We start from the raw sequence: 17026 nt of genomic DNA on the forward strand, positions 1-17026 counted from the left end.
TTCCCCGCCCTCACAACGACAGATGCGCGTCGCGGATATCCGGACGCGCGTCGAGCTCGGCCATGGTGCCGCCGAAGCAGATGCGGCCGCGCTCGATGATGTAGGCGCGATCCGAGATCAGTCGCGCGAAATGCAGATTCTGCTCGGAGACGACGATGCTGACGCCTTCCTTCTTCATGGTCAGGATGGCGTCGACCATCTGCTCCACGATCTTCGGCGACAGACCTTCCGACGGCTCGTCCAGCAGCACCAGCGACGGATTGCCCATCAGCGTGCGCGCGATCGTGAGCATCTGCTGCTCGCCGCCGCTCATGCGGCCGCCCGGGCGGTTCTTCATCTCGCCCAGATTTGGAAACAGCGCGAAGAGTTTTTCGCGCGTCCAGTGCGGCGCGTTCGGCCGCTTCGGCTGGCGGCCGACCTCGAGATTCTCCTCCACCGTCAGGTCGGTGAAGATGCGCCGCTCCTCCGGCACGTAGCCGAGGCCCTCGCGCACGATCTCGTGGGTTGGCTTCGCCGAAACGTCCTTGCCTTCGAACATGATGCGGCCGGAGCGCTGCGCCACGAGACCGACGATCGAGCGGAACGTCGTCGACTTGCCGGCGCCGTTACGCCCCAGTAGCGCGACTACCTCGCCCTCGCCGACCTCGAAGCCGATGTCGAACAGGATATGGGCCGGACCGTAATGGCTGTTGAGGTCTTGCACCGAGAGCTTCATGCCGATGTTCCCTCGCGATGGCGGGCATCGTAGACCAGGCCCTCGCCGAGATAGACCGCCTGCACCTGCGGATTGCCGCGCACCTCGGCCGGCGAGCCCTCGGCGATCAACGTGCCGCGGTTGAGCACGATGATACGGTCGGCATGCTCGAACACCACGTCCATGTCGTGCTCGGTGAAGAGCACGCCGATCGATTTTTCGCGCGCGATGCGCGCGGTCAGCCGCATCAGATCGACGCGCTCGCGAGGTGCCATGCCCGCAGTCGGCTCGTCCATCAAGAGCAGTTTTGGTTGGTTGGCGAGCGCGACTGCGAGCTCGAGCCGCTTGAGGTCGCCATAGGCAAGCTCGCCGCAGGGACGGTCTGCGTAACCGCCCATGCCGACCAGTTCGAGCAGGCGGCCAGCCTCGCCGCGGTCGAACTTCGGCGCCGAGCCGAACAGATTGAACAGCTGCTTCCCGTGCGAGATCAACGCGACCTGTACGTTCTCGCGCACGGTCATGGTGGCGAAGGTCGCAGTGATCTGGAACGTGCGCCCGACACCGAGCCGCCAGACCTCACGCGGCTTCCGGCCTGTGATCTCCTCGCCGAGCAGGCGGACGTGCCCTGAGTCTGGCTTGTTCTGGCCGTTGAGCATGTCGAAGCAGGTGCTCTTGCCCGCGCCGTTCGGCCCGATCAGCGCCAGGATCTCGCCGGCCTGCAGCGAGAAGGACACGCCGCGCACCGCATGGATGCCGCCATAGGATTTGGTCAGGCCTTCGACCGCGAGAAGTGGAGATGCGACGCTCATTCGGCGGACTCGATCGGCTTGGCAAGCAAGGGGGATCCCGGCGGCGAGGACTTCCTGCGGCGCTGCGCCAGCACCTCCAGCATGCCGACGATACCCTTGGGGAAGACGACAACGATCAGCATGATGAAGCCGCCGAGCACGAGCTTCGACAGATCGGTCTGGCTCACCAGCCAGATGTTTAAAGCCTTGTAGACGATCGCGCCGATCACCGCGCCCGACACCGTCTCGACGCCGCCGAGCAGCACCATGACCAGCGCGTCGACGGAGAGCGAGATGCCGAGGTTGTCAGGGAAGACGCTGCCCTTGAGATAGGCGAACAGCGCGCCGCCGATGCCGGCAGTCGTGCCCGCGATCACGAAGGCCGTCCACTGGATGCGCTTGGCATCGATGCCGATCGCTTCGCTGCGCAGAAGCGAGTCGCGCGTGGCACGAAGTGCGTAGCCAAACGGCGAGAACACCATGGCCCGCAAGGCGATCGTGACGAGCGCCGCGATACCGAGCGCGAGCCAGTAGAAATGCGACGGGCTCGCCGCCCAGTTCGACGGCCAGAGACCCAGAATGCCGTTGTCGCCGCCGGTCACGCTCACCCACTGGAACGCGATCGACCACACGATCTGCGCGAAGGCGAGCGTCAGCATCGCGAAATAGACGCCGGAGAGCTGCACGGCGAAGAAGCCGAACACCGCGGCGCCCAGACAGCCGAGCAGCGGCCCGAGCAGCAGGCAGACGATCATCGGCAGTCCCGCCATCTTGGCGAGGAAGGCGATGCCATAGGCACCGAGCCCGAAATAGGCCGCGTGACCGAACGACGCGAGCCCGCCGACCGACATCAGGAAGTGCAGGCTGACGGCAAAGATCACGAAGATCGCGATCTCCGAGCCGACGGTGAGTGCGTAGTTGCCGGCGAATAGCGGCAGCGTCGCCGCGATGACCAGCGCCACAAGCGCCGCCAGCCGCTCATTCGACGTTAGCGGCCGCCAGGGATTGACGGTGAGACCCGGCGTCTTGCGCGCGGCCGCCTCCGGCTTGCCGAACAGGCCCCAGGGACGGACGATCAGCACGACTGCCATCACCAGGAAGACCAGGATGATGGAAATCTTCGGGAAGATCAGGATGCCGAAGGCGTTGAGCTCGGACACCAGCACCGCCGCAACGAAGGCGCCGACGATGCTGCCGAGACCGCCGATCACGACGACGACGAAGACCTCGACGATGATGCGCAAATCCATGGCGTGATGCACGGCATCGCGCGGGATCTGGAGCGCACCGCCAAGAGCCGCGAGGAAGACGCCGACCGCGAACACTGATGTGAACAGCCACTTCTGGTTCACGCCGAGCGCGGCGACCATGTCGCGGTCCTGCGTCGCCGCGCGCACCAGTACACCCCAGCGCGTGCGCTGGAACAGCAGCCAGAGAATGCCGAGCACCACCGGACCGAGCACGATCAGGAACAGGTCATAGCTCGGGATGTTCTGGCCGAAGAAGTCGATAGCGCCCTTGAACCCCGGCGCGCGACGGCCGACGAGGTCGTCGGGCCCCCAGATCAGGACCACGAGATCCTCGACCATCAAGGTCAGGCCGAAGGTTGCGAGCAGCTGGAACAATTCCGGCGCATGATAGATGCGCCGGAGCAGCACCATCTCGACGATGACGCCGATCAGCGCCACGGCGAGCGCGGCCAGCACGATGCTGCCCCAGAAGCCAAAGGCGCCGGAAAGGCGCTCGGTGAGCGTGAAGGCGATGTAGGCGCCGATCATGTAGAAGGCGCCATGCGCGAAATTCACGATCCGCGTCACGCCGAAGATGATCGACAGGCCCGACGCCACCAGGAACAGCGACGCTGCGCTGGCGAGACCGGTCAGAAACTGTACGACATAAAAGGCCATCGGCGGTCCGGGTTGGTATTGCGTGCGCTGGCACGCGGGTCTTGGTTCACCTCTCCCCGCTTGCGGGGAGAGGTCGAATTTGCGCAACGCGCAAATTCGGGTGAGGGGGAGTCTCCGCGGGGCTCACTGTCACCTCCCTCGCGGAGGCTCCCCCTCACCCCGACCCTCTCCCCGCAAGCGGGGCGAGGGAGAAGGAAGACATCAATCCTTCGGACGCAGCTTCTCGACTTCGGCGTCGCTGGGCAGGTAGTCCGCACCCTTCTTGTAGGATGAATCCACCATCACGCCCTTGCCGTCCTTCAGCGCGGTCTTGCCGACGAAAGCGCCCAGCGTCGATTGGTGATCGATCTTGCGGAAGGTGATCTCGCCGAACGGCGAGCCCATCGACAGCCCTTCCGCCGCGGCGATCAGCTTCTCCGGATCGGTCGAGCCGGCCTTGGCGAGGATCGCGGCCGCCGACTTGATGGTCTGGTAGCCAACGATCGAGCCGAGGCGCGGATAGTCGTTGTACTTGGCCTGATAGGCCTTGAGGAACGCGTCATGCTCGGGCGTCTTGATCGAGTACCAGGGATAGCCGGTGACGATCCAGCCCGCGGGCGTCTCGTCCTTGAGCGGATCGAGATATTCGGGCTCGCCGGTCAGGAAGGAGACGACCTCGCGCCCCTTGAATAGGCCGCGGGTGTTACCCTCACGCACGAGCTTGACGAGGTCGGCGCCGAAGGTGACGTTGAGGATCGCTTCGGGATTGGCGGCGGCAACGGCCTGCACCACCGGGCCGGCGTCGATCTTGCCCTGCGGCGGCCATTGCTCGTCGACCCACTGGATGTCCGGGCGCTTCTCCGACATCAGCTTCTTGAACACGGCAACCGCCGACTGGCCGTATTCATAGTTCGGCGCGATCGTCGCCCAGCGCTTGGCCGGCAGCTTGCTGGCGGCTTCCACCAGCATCGCCGCCTGCATGTAGTTGGAGGGACGCAGGCGGAAGGTGTACTTGTTACCCTTGGACCAGGTAATGGCGTCCGTCAGCGGCTCGGCCGCGAGGAAGAACACCTTCTTCTGGTTGGCGAAGTCCGAGACCGCAAGGCCGATGTTCGACAGGAACGTGCCCGCGAGCATGGCAACGCCCTCGCTCGAGACGAGCTCGTTGGCCGCGGTCTGCGCGTCCGCCGGCTTGCCGCCGTCGTCCTTGGAGATGACGACGAGCTTCTTGCCGTTGATGCCGCCCGCCGCGTTGACCTCTTCCACCGCGAGCTGCCATCCCTTGCGATAGGGCTCGGTGAAGGCCGGCAACAGCGAATAGCTGTTGATCTCGCCGATCTTGATGTCCTGCGCCAGGGCCGAATGAGCCATGCCGCTCGTCAGAAGCGCGAAGGCCGCGCCGACGATAGTATTTCTTGCTCGCATCCCAATCTCCAGTTTGAACTCTTTACGTGTCTTATCTCAAGCCGTCTTCGCCCTTGATCTCCGCAACCGTCAGCCCGCCGACGCGCGGCAGCGGACGGCCGCTATCGGTGACGGCGACCGCGACCATGATCTCGTTGGCGCGCGGCGCGTCGTTGATCTGCACTTCCATGCCGTCGAAATGACTGCGCACGAAGGCCGCGTCCTTGTGCCCGAGCGGGATGTCGAGCGTCGTGCCCGGCCCGCTGCGCTTCTTCGACGAGGGGATCAGCGCCGCGCCTTTGCCCAGCACTTTGCGCACCGGCGCGCCCATCTTGGGGTGGAGGATCGCGGCGGCGTGCTCCAGCTCACCGTTCTCGCCGACAGCCGCAGCCTTGCCGTAGCTTTGCGCCTTCGCACCATCGATGCCGAGCGCCGCCACCGCGCGCTTCGACAAGAGCTCGCCGAGTTCCTCACCGATCGCGATCAGCGGTGAAAGATCCTCGACATATTTTCCGGCAAACGGATTCTCGATGACGGCGATCGCCGCCGCACGCCGGGTCGGCGGCGAGACCTGCCGGCCCATCTCCATCTGCGTCTCTTCGACGACGGTGACGATCTTGCGGATGATCGCGCTCATGTTTCGCTTCCCCGTTCAGGCACAGACCGCGTTCTCCAGCACAAGCGGGCGCGTTCGTTGCTCTTCTATATCCTTGGTTCCGATGACAAGCATATCACCACAAAGCTGCAGCACGGCACCCTCGATCAGTCGACGATCGAACAATTGCCGTGCACATTCCGCGCCAGATTCCAGCGCGGCGGCGATCTCATTCGGCGACAATTCACCGACGTCGCGGGTAACAAGACGGCCGCCGAGATCGCTGTCGGGCTGGAGCTCGTTCGCCGGCTGCCGAACAATGGCAGGATGCCCGGGCAGATCGACGGCATTGGCGATCACGGTCGCTGCCGCATCGGCCTGCGAAGCGGTTGCCGCCAGCACCGTCACCGCGTCGGCAATGCCGAGCGAAAAGCTCCGGCCGTGCCGGCCGCTGGTGGCGACGCCCCGCACCGGGTCATCCGCATCGATCCTCATCGTCCGCATCACGCCGTCGCGGTCAGGCCTATCCATCAAGCCGACTGAAAAATGCTCGTGGGCGCCGAGATGAAGCGCGATGTCGCCACCGTTGTTGACGTAAGCCCGATCCAGCGTCGCAGCGCCCAGCATTGCGCCCAGAATCTCCTCCGCCACGCTACCGGCAACGGCCGCCATCGGCGTGATGAAGCAATCAGCGGCATAGGGCGCCACCGCGGCGTGCATCCGCCGCGCCACGACGCCCTTCAGCGACGTCCGCCTCTCAGCGGCGGACCGCAATTGCGGTAGCTCCGCGCAAAGCTCGTCGAGCAATCCGGTGAACCGCAGCGCCGCAGCCTCATAGGCGGCCCGCACCGCATCCGTACGTCCCCTCGCCTCCACGATCAGATCGATCGGTCCATCCTGCAAATGCAGCCGCCGGCCATCAGACAGCAATGCGATTTGCGGGCGCCTCGTCATGTTCGGGGCCCCGGAATCGGGTTCTGCCAGGACAACTGCCGGACATCGTCACCGTTCTGCACTTCCGAGAGCGGCTTCACGTAATCCATGTGACCGCCGAGCGCGGCATAGTCGGACAGCTTCATCGTGAACTCGATCGGCGCAACCAGCGCCGGCGTCGGAACATAGCCGAACGCACCTGAAGGCATCTGCGTCACATCGACCATGTAGGTGATGCCGCCGCCGGGCCAGACGTAAACCGGCGCGCCGCCGCTGGTGACGCGCGTCAGCGCGTCCTTCACCGAGCGCGTCAGCCGCACCGGATTGTCGGTGACACCGGCGCGCAGCGAACCGCCCGCGCCCGCCATGAACAGCACCGTGCACAGCGCCGGCTCGCAATTTTCCTGGATGCGCTCGACCGAGAATTTCAAATCGGCCGGCATTTCAGTCTCGACCGGCTTCAAGGCCTCGTCGAGCACATAAAAGGACGAATGCTCGCCGGTGGTGGAGACCATCAGCATGGTCAGCCCGGGCTTTGCTTCCTTGGCGTCGAACGGCCCGATGATCGAGAGCGGATCGGAGATGTTGGTGCCGCCCCAGCCCGTGCCGGGATCGGCGACCTGGAAATAACGGCCGGGTGTCGATCGCCGGCCCTTCATCTTGATGCCGGTGTCGGGAATGTCGAGCAGCTTGCCAGCCTGGTGCTCAGAGAGCACGCCGGTGATGTGGTCGTCGACCACGACGACCTCGTCCACCTTGCCATGCCATTGCTTGGCGAACATGCCGATCGTCGCCGAGCCGCAGCCGACGCGCATGCGCTCTTCCTTGACGCCGTTGACGATCGGCGGTTGCCCGGCCTGCACCACCACGGTCGCCCCGCCATCGATGGTCAGCTCCACCGCCTTGCAATTGGCGAGGTCCATCAGCGTGTCGCAGGTGACCCGCCCCTCCTTCTTGGAGCCGCCGGTGAGATGATGCACGCCGCCGAGCGACAGCATCTGCGAGCCGTATTCGCTGGTGGTGACGTGGCCGACCGCCTCGCCTTGCGCGCGCACGGTCGCGGTTTCGGGCCCGAGATAGCGATCGGTGTCGATCTTCACCTTGATGCCGCAATAGGAGAAGATGCCCTCGGTGACCACGGTCACCATGTCGACGCCGTCGACCTCCGCGGAGACGATGAACGGCGCCGGCTTGTAGTCGGGATAGGTGGTGCCCGCGCCGATCGCCGTCACAAAAGTTGAAGGTTCGTGGACGATCTTGCCGTCCCAGTCTTCCGTGCGGCTGAACGGAACGAGCTTGCCGCCATGCGAGACGGTGCGCTCCAGGATCACGTGCGGATCGACGCGGACGAGCTTGCCGTCATGGTTGGCATAGCGGTCACAGGCGCCCGCCGCGCCCGGCTTGATGTAGCACATCACCGGGCAAGCATCGCAGCGGATCTTGTCGATGACGGCGCTCGTCGTTTCAGTCACCATGTCGGAGCCGGCGGACACTGCAGTTATCATTCGTATACGAACGATGTTGCGCGCGGTCCCCCGGGGCTGTCAAGCGGCGGTGCAGCGCAAAAGATGCCACTGCCGCATAAAACCTCATTTGCCCACCGGCTCTGTCCACAAAGGAGGCAATCGCGCTGCAGTGCGGCATGCACGGCTTGCACGTTTGTGTACAAACGGTATCGTCGCGGCGTCGAATTTTGCGATTGCATGGTCTTGGTATTGGTCTCGGGCTTGGGAACGAGGATGACGCAGACACTGATCCGCCTCAGCGTGAACGGCAGGATCCACGAGGTCACAGCAGCGCCGGACACGCCGCTGCTCTACGTGTTGCGCAATGACCTCGCGCTCAACGGCCCGAAATATGGCTGCGGTCTCGGCGAATGCGGCACCTGTACTGTCCTGATCGACGGCGCCGCGGCGCGCTCTTGTGTGATTCCGGTGAGCGGCTGCGCCGGCCGCGACATCGTGACGCTCGAAGGCCTCGGCACCCGCGACAAGCCCGACGTCGTGCAGCAGGCCTTCATCGACGAGCAAGCCGCGCAATGCGGCTACTGTCTCAACGGCATGATCATGACCACCAAGGCACTACTCGCAATCAATCCGCGGCCGACCGAGCAGGAGGCACTGGCGGCACTGCGCTACAATCTTTGCCGCTGCGGCACGCATGTCGAGATTCTGCGCGCCGTGATGCGCGCGTCGGGCCGGCTCACCGAGGCCGCAGATTGATGGCCTTCCCTGTTTCGAACGGAGCTGAGCGGCCATCGGGTTCGCTCATCGTCGCCCGCACGATCGACGAGATCACATCCGAGACCTTCGTCCGCATCACCGCGGACGGTTCGGTCACCGCCTATAACAGCCATGTCGACCTCGGCACCGGCATTCGCACCGCGCTTGGGCAGATCGTCGCCGAAGAGCTCGACGTCTCCTTTGCCCGCGTCGTCGTGGTGCTCGGCGACACGGCCGTGGTGCCGAATCAGGGCGCGACGATCGCCAGCGAAACCATCCAAATCACCGCCGTTCCCTTGCGGAAGGCCGCAGCGCAGGCGCGACACTTCCTGATCGCGCGCGCGGCCGAGCGGCTGGAGCTGCCGACCACCGATCTCAGGATCGAGGACGGCCTCGTGCGTGGCCACGACAACCGCAGCGTCAGCTATGGCGAGCTGATCGGCGCTGAGACCATTCGCCTCGAGCTTGCCAATGATGTCACGGTGAAGTCCGTCGGCGATTACGCCATCGTCGGCCAGTCGGTGCCGCGTGTCGACCTGCCGGCCAAGGCCACGGGCGAGCTGACCTTCGTGCACGACATCCGCGTGCCCGGCATGCTGCACGGCCGCGTGGTGCGCCCGCCCTATGCCGGCGTCGATGCCGGACCGTTCGTCGGCACTAGCCTCATTGCGGTGGACGAGTCCTCGGTGCGCGACATTCCTGGCCTTGTAGCCGTGGTGCGCATCGGCGATTTCATCGGCGTCGTCGCCGAGCGCGAGGAGAATGCGATCCGCGCGGCAGAGCAGCTCAAGGTGAGCTGGAAGCCGACGCCGACCCTGACCGACCTTGCCGATGTCGAGACCGCGCTGCGCGCCAATCCGTCGACGCCGCGCACGCTGATCGACAAGGGCGAGGTCGACAAGGCGATATCAGGCGCGGCCAAGCCGATGCAGCGCACTTACGTCTGGCCGTATCAGATGCACGCCTCGATCGGCCCCTCCTGCGCGGTCGCCGACTACACGAATGGCAATATCCGCGTCTGGTCGGGCACGCAGAACCCGCACGTACTGCGCGGCGATCTGGCGCTGCTGATCGAGCGCCCCGAGAGCGAGATCGAGGTGGTCCGGTTAGAGGCCGCCGGCTGCTACGGCCGCAACTGCGCCGACGACGTCACCGCCGACGCGCTGCTGCTGTCGCGCGCGGTCGGCCGGCCCGTGCGCGTGCAATTGACGCGCGAGCAGGAGCACGCCTGGGAGCCCAAAGGCACGGCGCAGCTCATCGACGTCAATGGCGGGCTCGATCCCAACGGCGGCATCGCAGCCTACGATCTCGCCACGCGCTATCCCTCGAACGGCGCGCCGACGCTGGCACTGCTGTTGACCGGTCGCATCTCGCCCGATCCCGTCGTGCTCCAGATGGGCGACCGCACCGCGATCCCGCCCTACGATTACGACAACATGCGCGTCGTTACCCATGACATGCCGCCGATCGTGCGCGCCTCCTGGTTCCGCGGCGTCTCGGCACTGCCGAACACCTTCGCCCATGAATCCTATATCGACGAGGCTGCAACCGAAGCCGGCGTCGATCCCATCGAATATCGTCTTCGCTATTTGAAGGACCAGCGCGCGGTCGACCTGGTCAATGCGGTCGCCGAACGCGCCGGCTGGACGCCGCGTCCGGTGCGACAGGAGAAGGACGGCGAGGTCGTGCACGGACGCGGCTTTGCCTATGCGCTCTACGTCCACAGCAAGTTTCCCGGCTATGGCGCGGCATGGTCGGCCTGGGTCGCCGACGTCGCAGTGAACAAGACGACTGGCGACGTCAGTGTGACACGCGTCGTGGCGGGACAGGATTCCGGGTTGATGATCAACCCCGACGGCGTCCGCCACCAGATCCACGGCAACGTAATCCAATCCACCAGCCGCACGCTGATGGAGGAGGTCTCGTTCGAGCGCGGCGCGGTGGCGGCGCGCGAATGGGGCGCCTATCCCATCATCCCGTTCCCCGACGTGCCCAAGATCGATATCCTGATGCTGCCGCGTCAGGACCAGCCACCACTCGGCGTCGGCGAATCCGCCTCGGTGCCGAGCGCGGCAGCGATCGCGAATGCAATCTTCGATGCCACCGGCGTGCGCTTCCGCGAGCCGCCGTTCACGCCCGAGCGAATCCTAAAAGGCCTGCACGGCGATGCGCCGGCGACGCCACAGGCGCTGCCCGCCCCCGCGACGTCGCAGCCGGCTCGCATCTGGCAGAATCCGTTCGCCAAACGCGCCGGCATCTTCGCGGCCGTCACGGCCGTCTGCACCGCCGCGATCGGCATTGGCGCGGCGCTGCTGCCGGGACGCGCCATCGCGCCGATCGCGCGGCCAGACGCGTCGGTCTATTCCGCCGCGACGATCGCGCGCGGAGAGCAGCTCGCCGCGCTCGGCAATTGCGCGGAATGTCACACCAACATTGGCGGCGCGCTCAATGCCGGCGGTCGCGCGCTTCAGACGCCGTTCGGCACGATCTACGCGACCAATATCACGCCCGACGTCGAGACCGGCATCGGCGCCTGGTCCTACCCCGCCTTCGAGCGGGCGATGCGCGACGGCTTGCATCGCGATGGCCGCCAGCTCTATCCCGCCTTCCCCTATACGCATTTTTCAAAGACCAGCGAGGCCGATCTGCAGGCGCTCTACGCTTACCTGATGGCGCAGCCTGCGGTGCGCGCGGCGACACCCGCCAACACGCTCGCCTTCCCGTTCAATCTGCGCCCGCTGCTCGCGGGCTGGAACGTGCTGTTCCACCAGACGCGCGAGTTCAAGCCCGATCCGGCCAGATCCGAGGCTTGGAATCGCGGCGCTTATCTCGTCGAGGGCCTCGGCCATTGCAGCGCCTGCCATTCGCCGCGCAACGCGCTCGGCGCCGAGCAGCGCGAGGCCTATCTCGCCGGCGGCTTCGCCGAGGGCTGGGAAGCGCCGGCGCTAACCTCGCTCTCGCACGCGCCCATCCCGTGGAGCGAGGATGAGCTCTACACCTATTTGCGCACCGGCCATTCACGCTATCACGGCGTCGCCGCCGGCCCGATGGCGCCGATCGTCAGGGATCTCAAGACCCTGCCCGATGAGGACATCCGCGCGATGGCGATCTATCTCCATTCGTTCAACGACACCGCGACCGACCAGCAGGCGCGTGATGCGCTCGCCACCAGGCTCGAGAGTGCGACCCAGGTCACCGTCGCATCCTCCGCCGGTGCGCGCCTCTATCAGGGCGCCTGTGCCGTCTGCCACGAAGTCGGCGGTCTGCCGTTATTCGGCACCAGGCCTCCGCTCGCGCTCAACACCAACCTGCACAGCGCGACATCCGACAATCTCGTGCAAATCATCCTGCACGGCATCGCCGAGCCCGTCTCGAGCGAGCTCGGCTACATGCCGGCGTTCAGGAACAGCTTGAGCGACGCACAGGTCGAGGAGCTCGTCACCTTCCTGCGCAGGCAGTTCGCGCCGGACAAGCCGGCATGGACCGGCGTTCGCGAGACGATCGCGCGCGTGCGATCGTCTCCACACTAGGCGCGATACGTTTGAATTGAATCGATGGAAGCCGGTCATACACCTCTCCCGTAGGGAGAGGTCGGATCGCATCGAGAGATGCGATCCGGGGGAGGGGTTACAATCTCACTGATCGTTGCGCCCCCTCACCCGGATTGCTTCGCAATCCGACCTCTCCCCGCTGGGGAGAGGTGAACCCAGAATGAGCATCCCCTCATTTCATCCGGCTCCAATCAGCCGTGCTTCTTCACCTCCACCGGCGGCGTGCCGTGGGTGTGGAACGACTCGATCGTCTTCAATCCCCAGGCCTGGCCCTTTTTGCGCTCCTCCTCGGTCCAGACGATCGGCTTCCAATCCGGCGCGAGGATCAGGCGCGCGCCGGCATTGGCGACTTCGACGCGGTTGCCGCCGGGCTCGTAGACATAGAGGAAGAAAGTCTGCTGGATCGCGTGCTTGTGCGGGCCGGTCTCGATGTGCACGCCGTTCTCCAGGAAGATGTCGGCGGCGCGAAGAATCTCCTCGCGGCTGTCGAGCGCGTAGGTGACGTGGTGGAAGCGGCCCGGCACGCCTGAATGGTCGAGCGAATAGGCGAAGTCGTAGCTTTTGTTCGACATGGTCAGCCACATCGCCGCCTCGCGGCCGTCATTGAGCACGATCTGCTCGGTGAGACGGCAGCCGAGATAGTTCTCGAAGAACTCGCGGTTGGCCTTGATGTCGACGGCAAGGCAGTTGAGATGGTCGAGCCGGCGGACATTGACGCCGCGCGCGGGAAAGCGCTGCGCCTGGTTCTTCAGCGCTGGCCTGAGCTCCGGCGGCGCCTGGTACCATTCGGTCTCGTAATAGAGCTCCACGATATGACCGTCGGGATCGCGGCAGCGGAAGGTCGGCCCCTGCCCCATGTCGCCGTCGATCCAGCCGATGTCGAAACCGGAGCCCTTCAGCGCGGCGACCCGACGTTCCAGCGCCTGCTGGCTGCGCGCGCGTAGCGCCATGTGGCCCATGCCCGACGTCTTCGACGCCGTGAGCTTGAGCGAATAGCGCTCGTAGTCGTCCCAGCCGCGCAGGTAGACCGACTCGCCCTTCTGTCCGCTGACGGTCATGCCCATCACATCGACGAAGAATTTCAGGCTCTCATCGGGCTTGGGCGTCAGCAGCTCCATATGGCCGAGATGAGCGAGATCGAGGATCGGTTCGGGCTGCATGATTTCCTCCATGGACGTAGCGCGATCCGCCGTACCGGACGGCGCGACGCAGGGCGCAACGTCGCGCAACGGCGCCGAGGGCAGTGAGTTCATTTGTACTAATGTACAAATGATTAGGTCTCGTCAACAAATCGCCACCATGCCCCAGCTGGAATGACGGGCGGGGCCAGCCGGACCGACGGGTGCTCCGAACCGGAGCCTGCCCGAATGGTAAAATCTTCCTTAAGGCCGCCCCTCGATCCATTAGGCTGGAAAAACAGCATTTTTCGTCAATTTCACCCCGCAAATATGCATCAGGAACAAATCTATTGGCTGAATTGTCGCGGATTTGACGGAGCGGGCGCGCCCGGCGTTTAACCGTTTGTGCAGCGACGGCCGCGCATAGTCAGGGCAAATCCCTTGCTCCTGCCAGGTTCATCAATCGTGACATCCTTTGGACGCGTGATTTCGGTTCGCGGATCGCTCGCCCGGGTCGGGCTTCTGGCTGAAAGCCGGATGCCGATCTCGGAAGTTCGGGCAACCGTCGGCCGCTTCGTCAGCATTCGCTGCGCCAGCTCGGTCATCGTTGCCATGATCACCGAGGTCTCCTGCGAGAATCTGTCCAGCTCCGACAATTATATCGCCATCGCCTCGGTCGACTTGCTCGGCGAGATTCTCAATGCCGCGGACAAGGCCAAATTCCAGCGCGGCGTCACCAATTATCCAACCATCGGCGATGCCGTCGACCTGATCACGAGCCAGGAGCTGCGTACGATCTACGCGCCCACCGGCTCGGACCAGATCAATGTCGGTTTCCTTCAGCAGGACCGCTCAGTCATCGCCTATGTCGATGTCGAGGAAATGCTGTCCAAGCATTTTGCGGTGCTGGGCTCGACCGGCGTCGGTAAATCGACCGGCGTCTCGCTCCTGCTCAACGAGATTCTCAAGGCGCGGCCGAACCTGCGCATCTTCCTGCTCGACGTGCACAACGAATATGGCCGCTGTTTCGGCGACCGCGCACTGGTGCTCAACCCGCGGAACCTGAAGCTGCCGTTCTGGCTGTTCAACTTCGAGGAAATCGTCGACGTGCTGTTCGGCGGCCGCGCCGGCGTGCCCGAGGAGCTCGACATCCTCGCCGAGGTGATCCCGCTCGCCAAGGGCGTCTACACCCAGTACCAGAACGCCGACCGCATCGGCCTCAAGCGCATCGATCCCAAGCAGATCGGCTACACGGTCGACACGCCGGTGCCCTATCGCCTGGTCGACCTGCTGTCGCTGATCGACGAGCGCATGGGCAAGCTCGAGAACCGTTCCTCGCGCATCATCTATCACAAGCTGATCTCGCGCATCGAGGCCGTGCGCAACGACCCGCGCTACGCCTTCATGTTCGACAACGCCAATGTCGGCGGCGACACCATGGCCGAGGTGATCAGCCATCTGTTCCGCCTGCCCGCAAACGGCAAGCCGATGACGGTGATGCAGCTCGCCGGCTTCCCGGCCGAGGTCATCGATTCCGTCGTCTCGGTGCTGTGCCGCATGGCCTTCGATTTCGGCCTGTGGAGCGACGGCGTCTCGCCGCTGCTGTTCGTGTGCGAGGAAGCGCATCGGTACGCCTCCGCCGACCGCAACATCGGCTTCGGTCCGACCCGCAAGGCCGTGTCGCGCATCGCCAAGGAGGGACGCAAATACGGCGTCTATCTCGGTCTCATCACCCAGCGCCCCGCAGAGCTCGACGCCACCATCATCTCCCAATGCAACACGCTGTTCACGATGCGCCTTGCCAACGACCGCGACCAGGCGCTGCTGCGCGCCGCGGTGTCGGACGCCGCCGCGAACCTTTTGTCCTTCGTGCCCTCGCTCGGCACCCGCGAGGTGCTGGCCTTCGGTGAAGGCGTGGCATTGCCGACGCGCTTGCGCTTCAAGGAGGTGCCGCCGCACCAATTGCCCCGCGGCGAAGCCACCATCTCCAGCGTGCCGTCGGTCACCTCCGGCCACGACATGCATTTCGTCGGCGCGGTGCTCGAACGCTGGCGCGGCGCCACCTCGCAGCGCGACGTGCCGAACGATCCCGTGTTCTCGGCGCCTCCGGCGAAGATGATGCCCAACCTCGAAGCACCGATGCTGCAACCGTCGATGGGCCTCGATCCCGACCGCTTCTCGCTGTTGAAGAAGCCGTTGCGGTAGTAAGTCCCTCGTGTCCCGGACGCGCAGCAGCGTGCAACGCTGCTGCGCAGAGCCGGGACCCACGCCGCGATCATCGCTCTCGAACTTTCTGGGCCCCGGCTCTGCAGCGCATCGCCAAAGAGGCGCTGCGCTACGTCCGGGGCACGAGAGCAGAATATCGCACGACGTTGAGCCCGCCACCCGCATCGACTATGGTTGCGGCCCAAGCCGGGATCCACGCCCATGACAAAAACCGCCGCGCAACGCTTCCCCGCTCCCGCCCTCGACACGCTCCCCGGCGACATCCGCACGCGGCTTCTCGCCGTGCAGGAGAAGAGCGGCTTCGTGCCGAACGTGTTCTTGACGCTGGCCTATCGTCCCGACGAGTTCCGCGCCTTCTTCGCCTATCACGATGCGCTGATGGAGAAAGACGGTGGCCTGACCAAGGCCGAGCGCGAGATGATCGTGGTGGCGACTTCGGCGGCGAACCAGTGCCAGTATTGCGTGATCGCGCATGGCGCGATCCTGCGCATCCGCGCCAAGAACCCGCTCATCGCCGACCAGGTCGCGGTGAACTACCGCAAGGCCGACATCACGCCGCGGCAGAAGGCAATGCTCGATTTCGCGATGAAGGTCTCGGCTGACGCGCAGCGGATTTCCGAGGACGACTTCGCCGCGCTCGCGCCCCACGGCTTCAGCGACGACGACATCTGGGACATCGCCGCGATCTCCGCCTTCTTCGCGCTGTCGAACCGGCTGGCGAATTTCACCGGCATGCGGCCAAACGAGGAGTTCTATCTGATGGGACGACTGCCGAAGACGTGACGGGCAAGACATGACCGAGCTCGATTGGCCCGAAATCCTGCTGCGCCTCGGCACAGCGACGCTCGCCGGCAGCGCGATCGGTCTGAATCGCGATCTGCAGGGTAAGCCGATCGGCCTGAAGACGCTCGGCATTGTCGGGCTCTCCACCGCGGCCGTCGTGCTGCTCGCTGTCGAGTTCGCTGAGCCCGGCAGAATCAACGATGCGGCGAGCCGGGTGATCCAGGGTATCCTGACCGGGATCGGCTTTCTCGGGGCCGGCGTCATCGTCCACGAGAGCCGAGGTTTGCGCGTGAGCGGCCTGACCAGTGCGGCCTGCACGTTCCTTGCCGCCTGCCTCGGCATTATCTGCGGTACCGGGCAATGGAGGATCGTCGGCATCGCCCTGGCGCTGGCCTTCGTGCTGCTCACAGTCGGCCGCCGCATCGAGCGCTGGCTGCACCGCGCTCTCGGTGGAAAAGAGGATCCGCACCGGCCGGAGGGCTCCGCGAACACGGCTCACCGGGAAGGCGGCTAGAGCCGAAGCCGCCGACGCAGCGGAGTGCGCGGCTCGGGCCGTGGCAGCGCATCGGCGCCGCGAATTGCGCAAGATCAAGCGTGTCCGGCCGCCAAGCCGCTAGCGCTTCGCCATCAACTCGAGCGCCGGGGCAAAGCGCTCGGCAAATGTCAATGTCTTGGCGTGGTGAACTGCGGCGAACGAGGCCGAGATTCCTGCTGAGGCGACGGCGAGCAAGGCAACGGCAAAAACCAGACGGCGCATTCCGGCCTCCTGTGTGAGCTCGAGACCCAAAGGACTCGAGACCCAAAAGACATGGGACGGCCCTGTTTC

At 65.1% G+C, this 17026-nt stretch carries 14 protein-coding genes; 5 read left to right on the forward strand and 9 right to left on the reverse strand.

Annotated features, from left to right (window positions below; all coding sequences use genetic code 11):
- Positions 1–10: 10 nt before the first annotated feature.
- The 7 genes from P6U29_RS25250 to P6U29_RS25280 all read right to left on the reverse strand — a co-directional run bounded on the left by P6U29_RS25250 (position 11) and on the right by P6U29_RS25280 (position 7775).
- The gene (locus tag P6U29_RS25250; protein ID WP_092216451.1) at positions 11–715 is read right to left on the reverse strand and encodes an ABC transporter ATP-binding protein; all 705 of its coding nucleotides are present in this window, start codon (positions 713–715) and stop codon (positions 11–13) included.
- Positions 712–1503: an ABC transporter ATP-binding protein gene (locus P6U29_RS25255; protein WP_407112810.1), complete on the reverse strand. Its 792-nt coding sequence runs from the start codon at positions 1501–1503 to the stop codon at positions 712–714. The genes P6U29_RS25250 and P6U29_RS25255 overlap by 4 nt, the downstream gene beginning before the upstream one ends.
- The gene (locus tag P6U29_RS25260) at positions 1500–3389 is read right to left on the reverse strand and encodes an ABC transporter permease (protein ID WP_407112811.1); all 1890 of its coding nucleotides are present in this window, start codon (positions 3387–3389) and stop codon (positions 1500–1502) included. Before P6U29_RS25260 ends, P6U29_RS25255 begins: the two co-directional genes overlap by 4 nt.
- Positions 3390–3590: 201 nt before the next feature.
- Positions 3591–4793, reverse strand: a complete 1203-nt coding sequence (locus P6U29_RS25265; protein WP_407112812.1) for an ABC transporter substrate-binding protein — start codon at positions 4791–4793, stop codon at positions 3591–3593.
- A gap of 31 nt (positions 4794–4824) precedes the next feature.
- Entirely contained in the window at positions 4825–5409 is a 585-nt protein-coding gene (locus tag P6U29_RS25270; protein WP_024338309.1) for an amino acid synthesis family protein, read from the reverse strand.
- Positions 5410–5424: 15 nt separating this feature from the next.
- A complete protein-coding gene (locus P6U29_RS25275; RefSeq protein WP_407112813.1) occupies positions 5425–6321 on the reverse strand; it encodes a UPF0280 family protein in 897 nt (298 codons plus the stop codon).
- A complete protein-coding gene (locus tag P6U29_RS25280) occupies positions 6318–7775 on the reverse strand; it encodes a 6-hydroxynicotinate reductase (RefSeq protein ID WP_407119422.1) in 1458 nt (485 codons plus the stop codon). Before P6U29_RS25280 ends, P6U29_RS25275 begins: the two co-directional genes overlap by 4 nt.
- Positions 7776–8039: 264 nt before the next feature.
- Here P6U29_RS25280 and P6U29_RS25285 point away from each other — a divergent pair, with 264 nt between their 5' ends.
- Both P6U29_RS25285 and P6U29_RS25290 read left to right on the forward strand, forming a co-directional pair.
- On the forward strand, positions 8040–8522 hold the full coding sequence (locus P6U29_RS25285) for a (2Fe-2S)-binding protein (protein WP_407112814.1): 483 nt from the start codon (positions 8040–8042) through the stop codon (positions 8520–8522).
- Positions 8522–12052: a molybdopterin cofactor-binding domain-containing protein gene (locus tag P6U29_RS25290; RefSeq protein ID WP_407112815.1), complete on the forward strand. Its 3531-nt coding sequence runs from the start codon at positions 8522–8524 to the stop codon at positions 12050–12052. Before P6U29_RS25285 ends, P6U29_RS25290 begins: the two co-directional genes overlap by 1 nt.
- Positions 12053–12264: 212 nt before the next feature.
- On the opposite strand, the gene P6U29_RS25295 is transcribed toward P6U29_RS25290, so the two are convergent.
- Complete coding sequence (locus P6U29_RS25295; protein ID WP_027571690.1) at positions 12265–13233, reverse strand: catechol 2,3-dioxygenase; 969 nt, start codon at positions 13231–13233, stop codon at positions 12265–12267.
- Positions 13234–13656: 423 nt separating this feature from the next.
- Between P6U29_RS25295 and P6U29_RS25300 the strand changes: the two genes are divergently transcribed.
- The 3 genes from P6U29_RS25300 (at position 13657) to P6U29_RS25310 (ending at position 16714) form a co-directional block, all read left to right on the forward strand.
- Entirely contained in the window at positions 13657–15396 is a 1740-nt protein-coding gene (locus P6U29_RS25300) for an ATP-binding protein (protein ID WP_407112816.1), read from the forward strand.
- Between the two features lie 222 nt (positions 15397–15618).
- Positions 15619–16200 (forward strand): peroxidase-related enzyme, encoded by a 582-nt coding sequence (locus P6U29_RS25305; protein WP_122403815.1) that lies wholly within the window; start codon positions 15619–15621, stop codon positions 16198–16200.
- 10 nt (positions 16201–16210) lie between these two features.
- On the forward strand, positions 16211–16714 hold the full coding sequence (locus P6U29_RS25310) for an MgtC/SapB family protein (RefSeq protein ID WP_407112817.1): 504 nt from the start codon (positions 16211–16213) through the stop codon (positions 16712–16714).
- A 99-nt stretch (positions 16715–16813) separates the two neighbouring features.
- On the opposite strand, the gene P6U29_RS25315 is transcribed toward P6U29_RS25310, so the two are convergent.
- Positions 16814–16957, reverse strand: coding sequence for a hypothetical protein (locus P6U29_RS25315; protein WP_198028207.1), 144 nt, complete (start codon positions 16955–16957; stop codon positions 16814–16816).
- Positions 16958–17026: the final 69 nt, after the last annotated feature.

The organism is Bradyrhizobium sp. LMG 9283 (assembly GCF_045571415.1).
Taxonomy (GTDB): Bacteria; Pseudomonadota; Alphaproteobacteria; order Rhizobiales; family Xanthobacteraceae; genus Bradyrhizobium.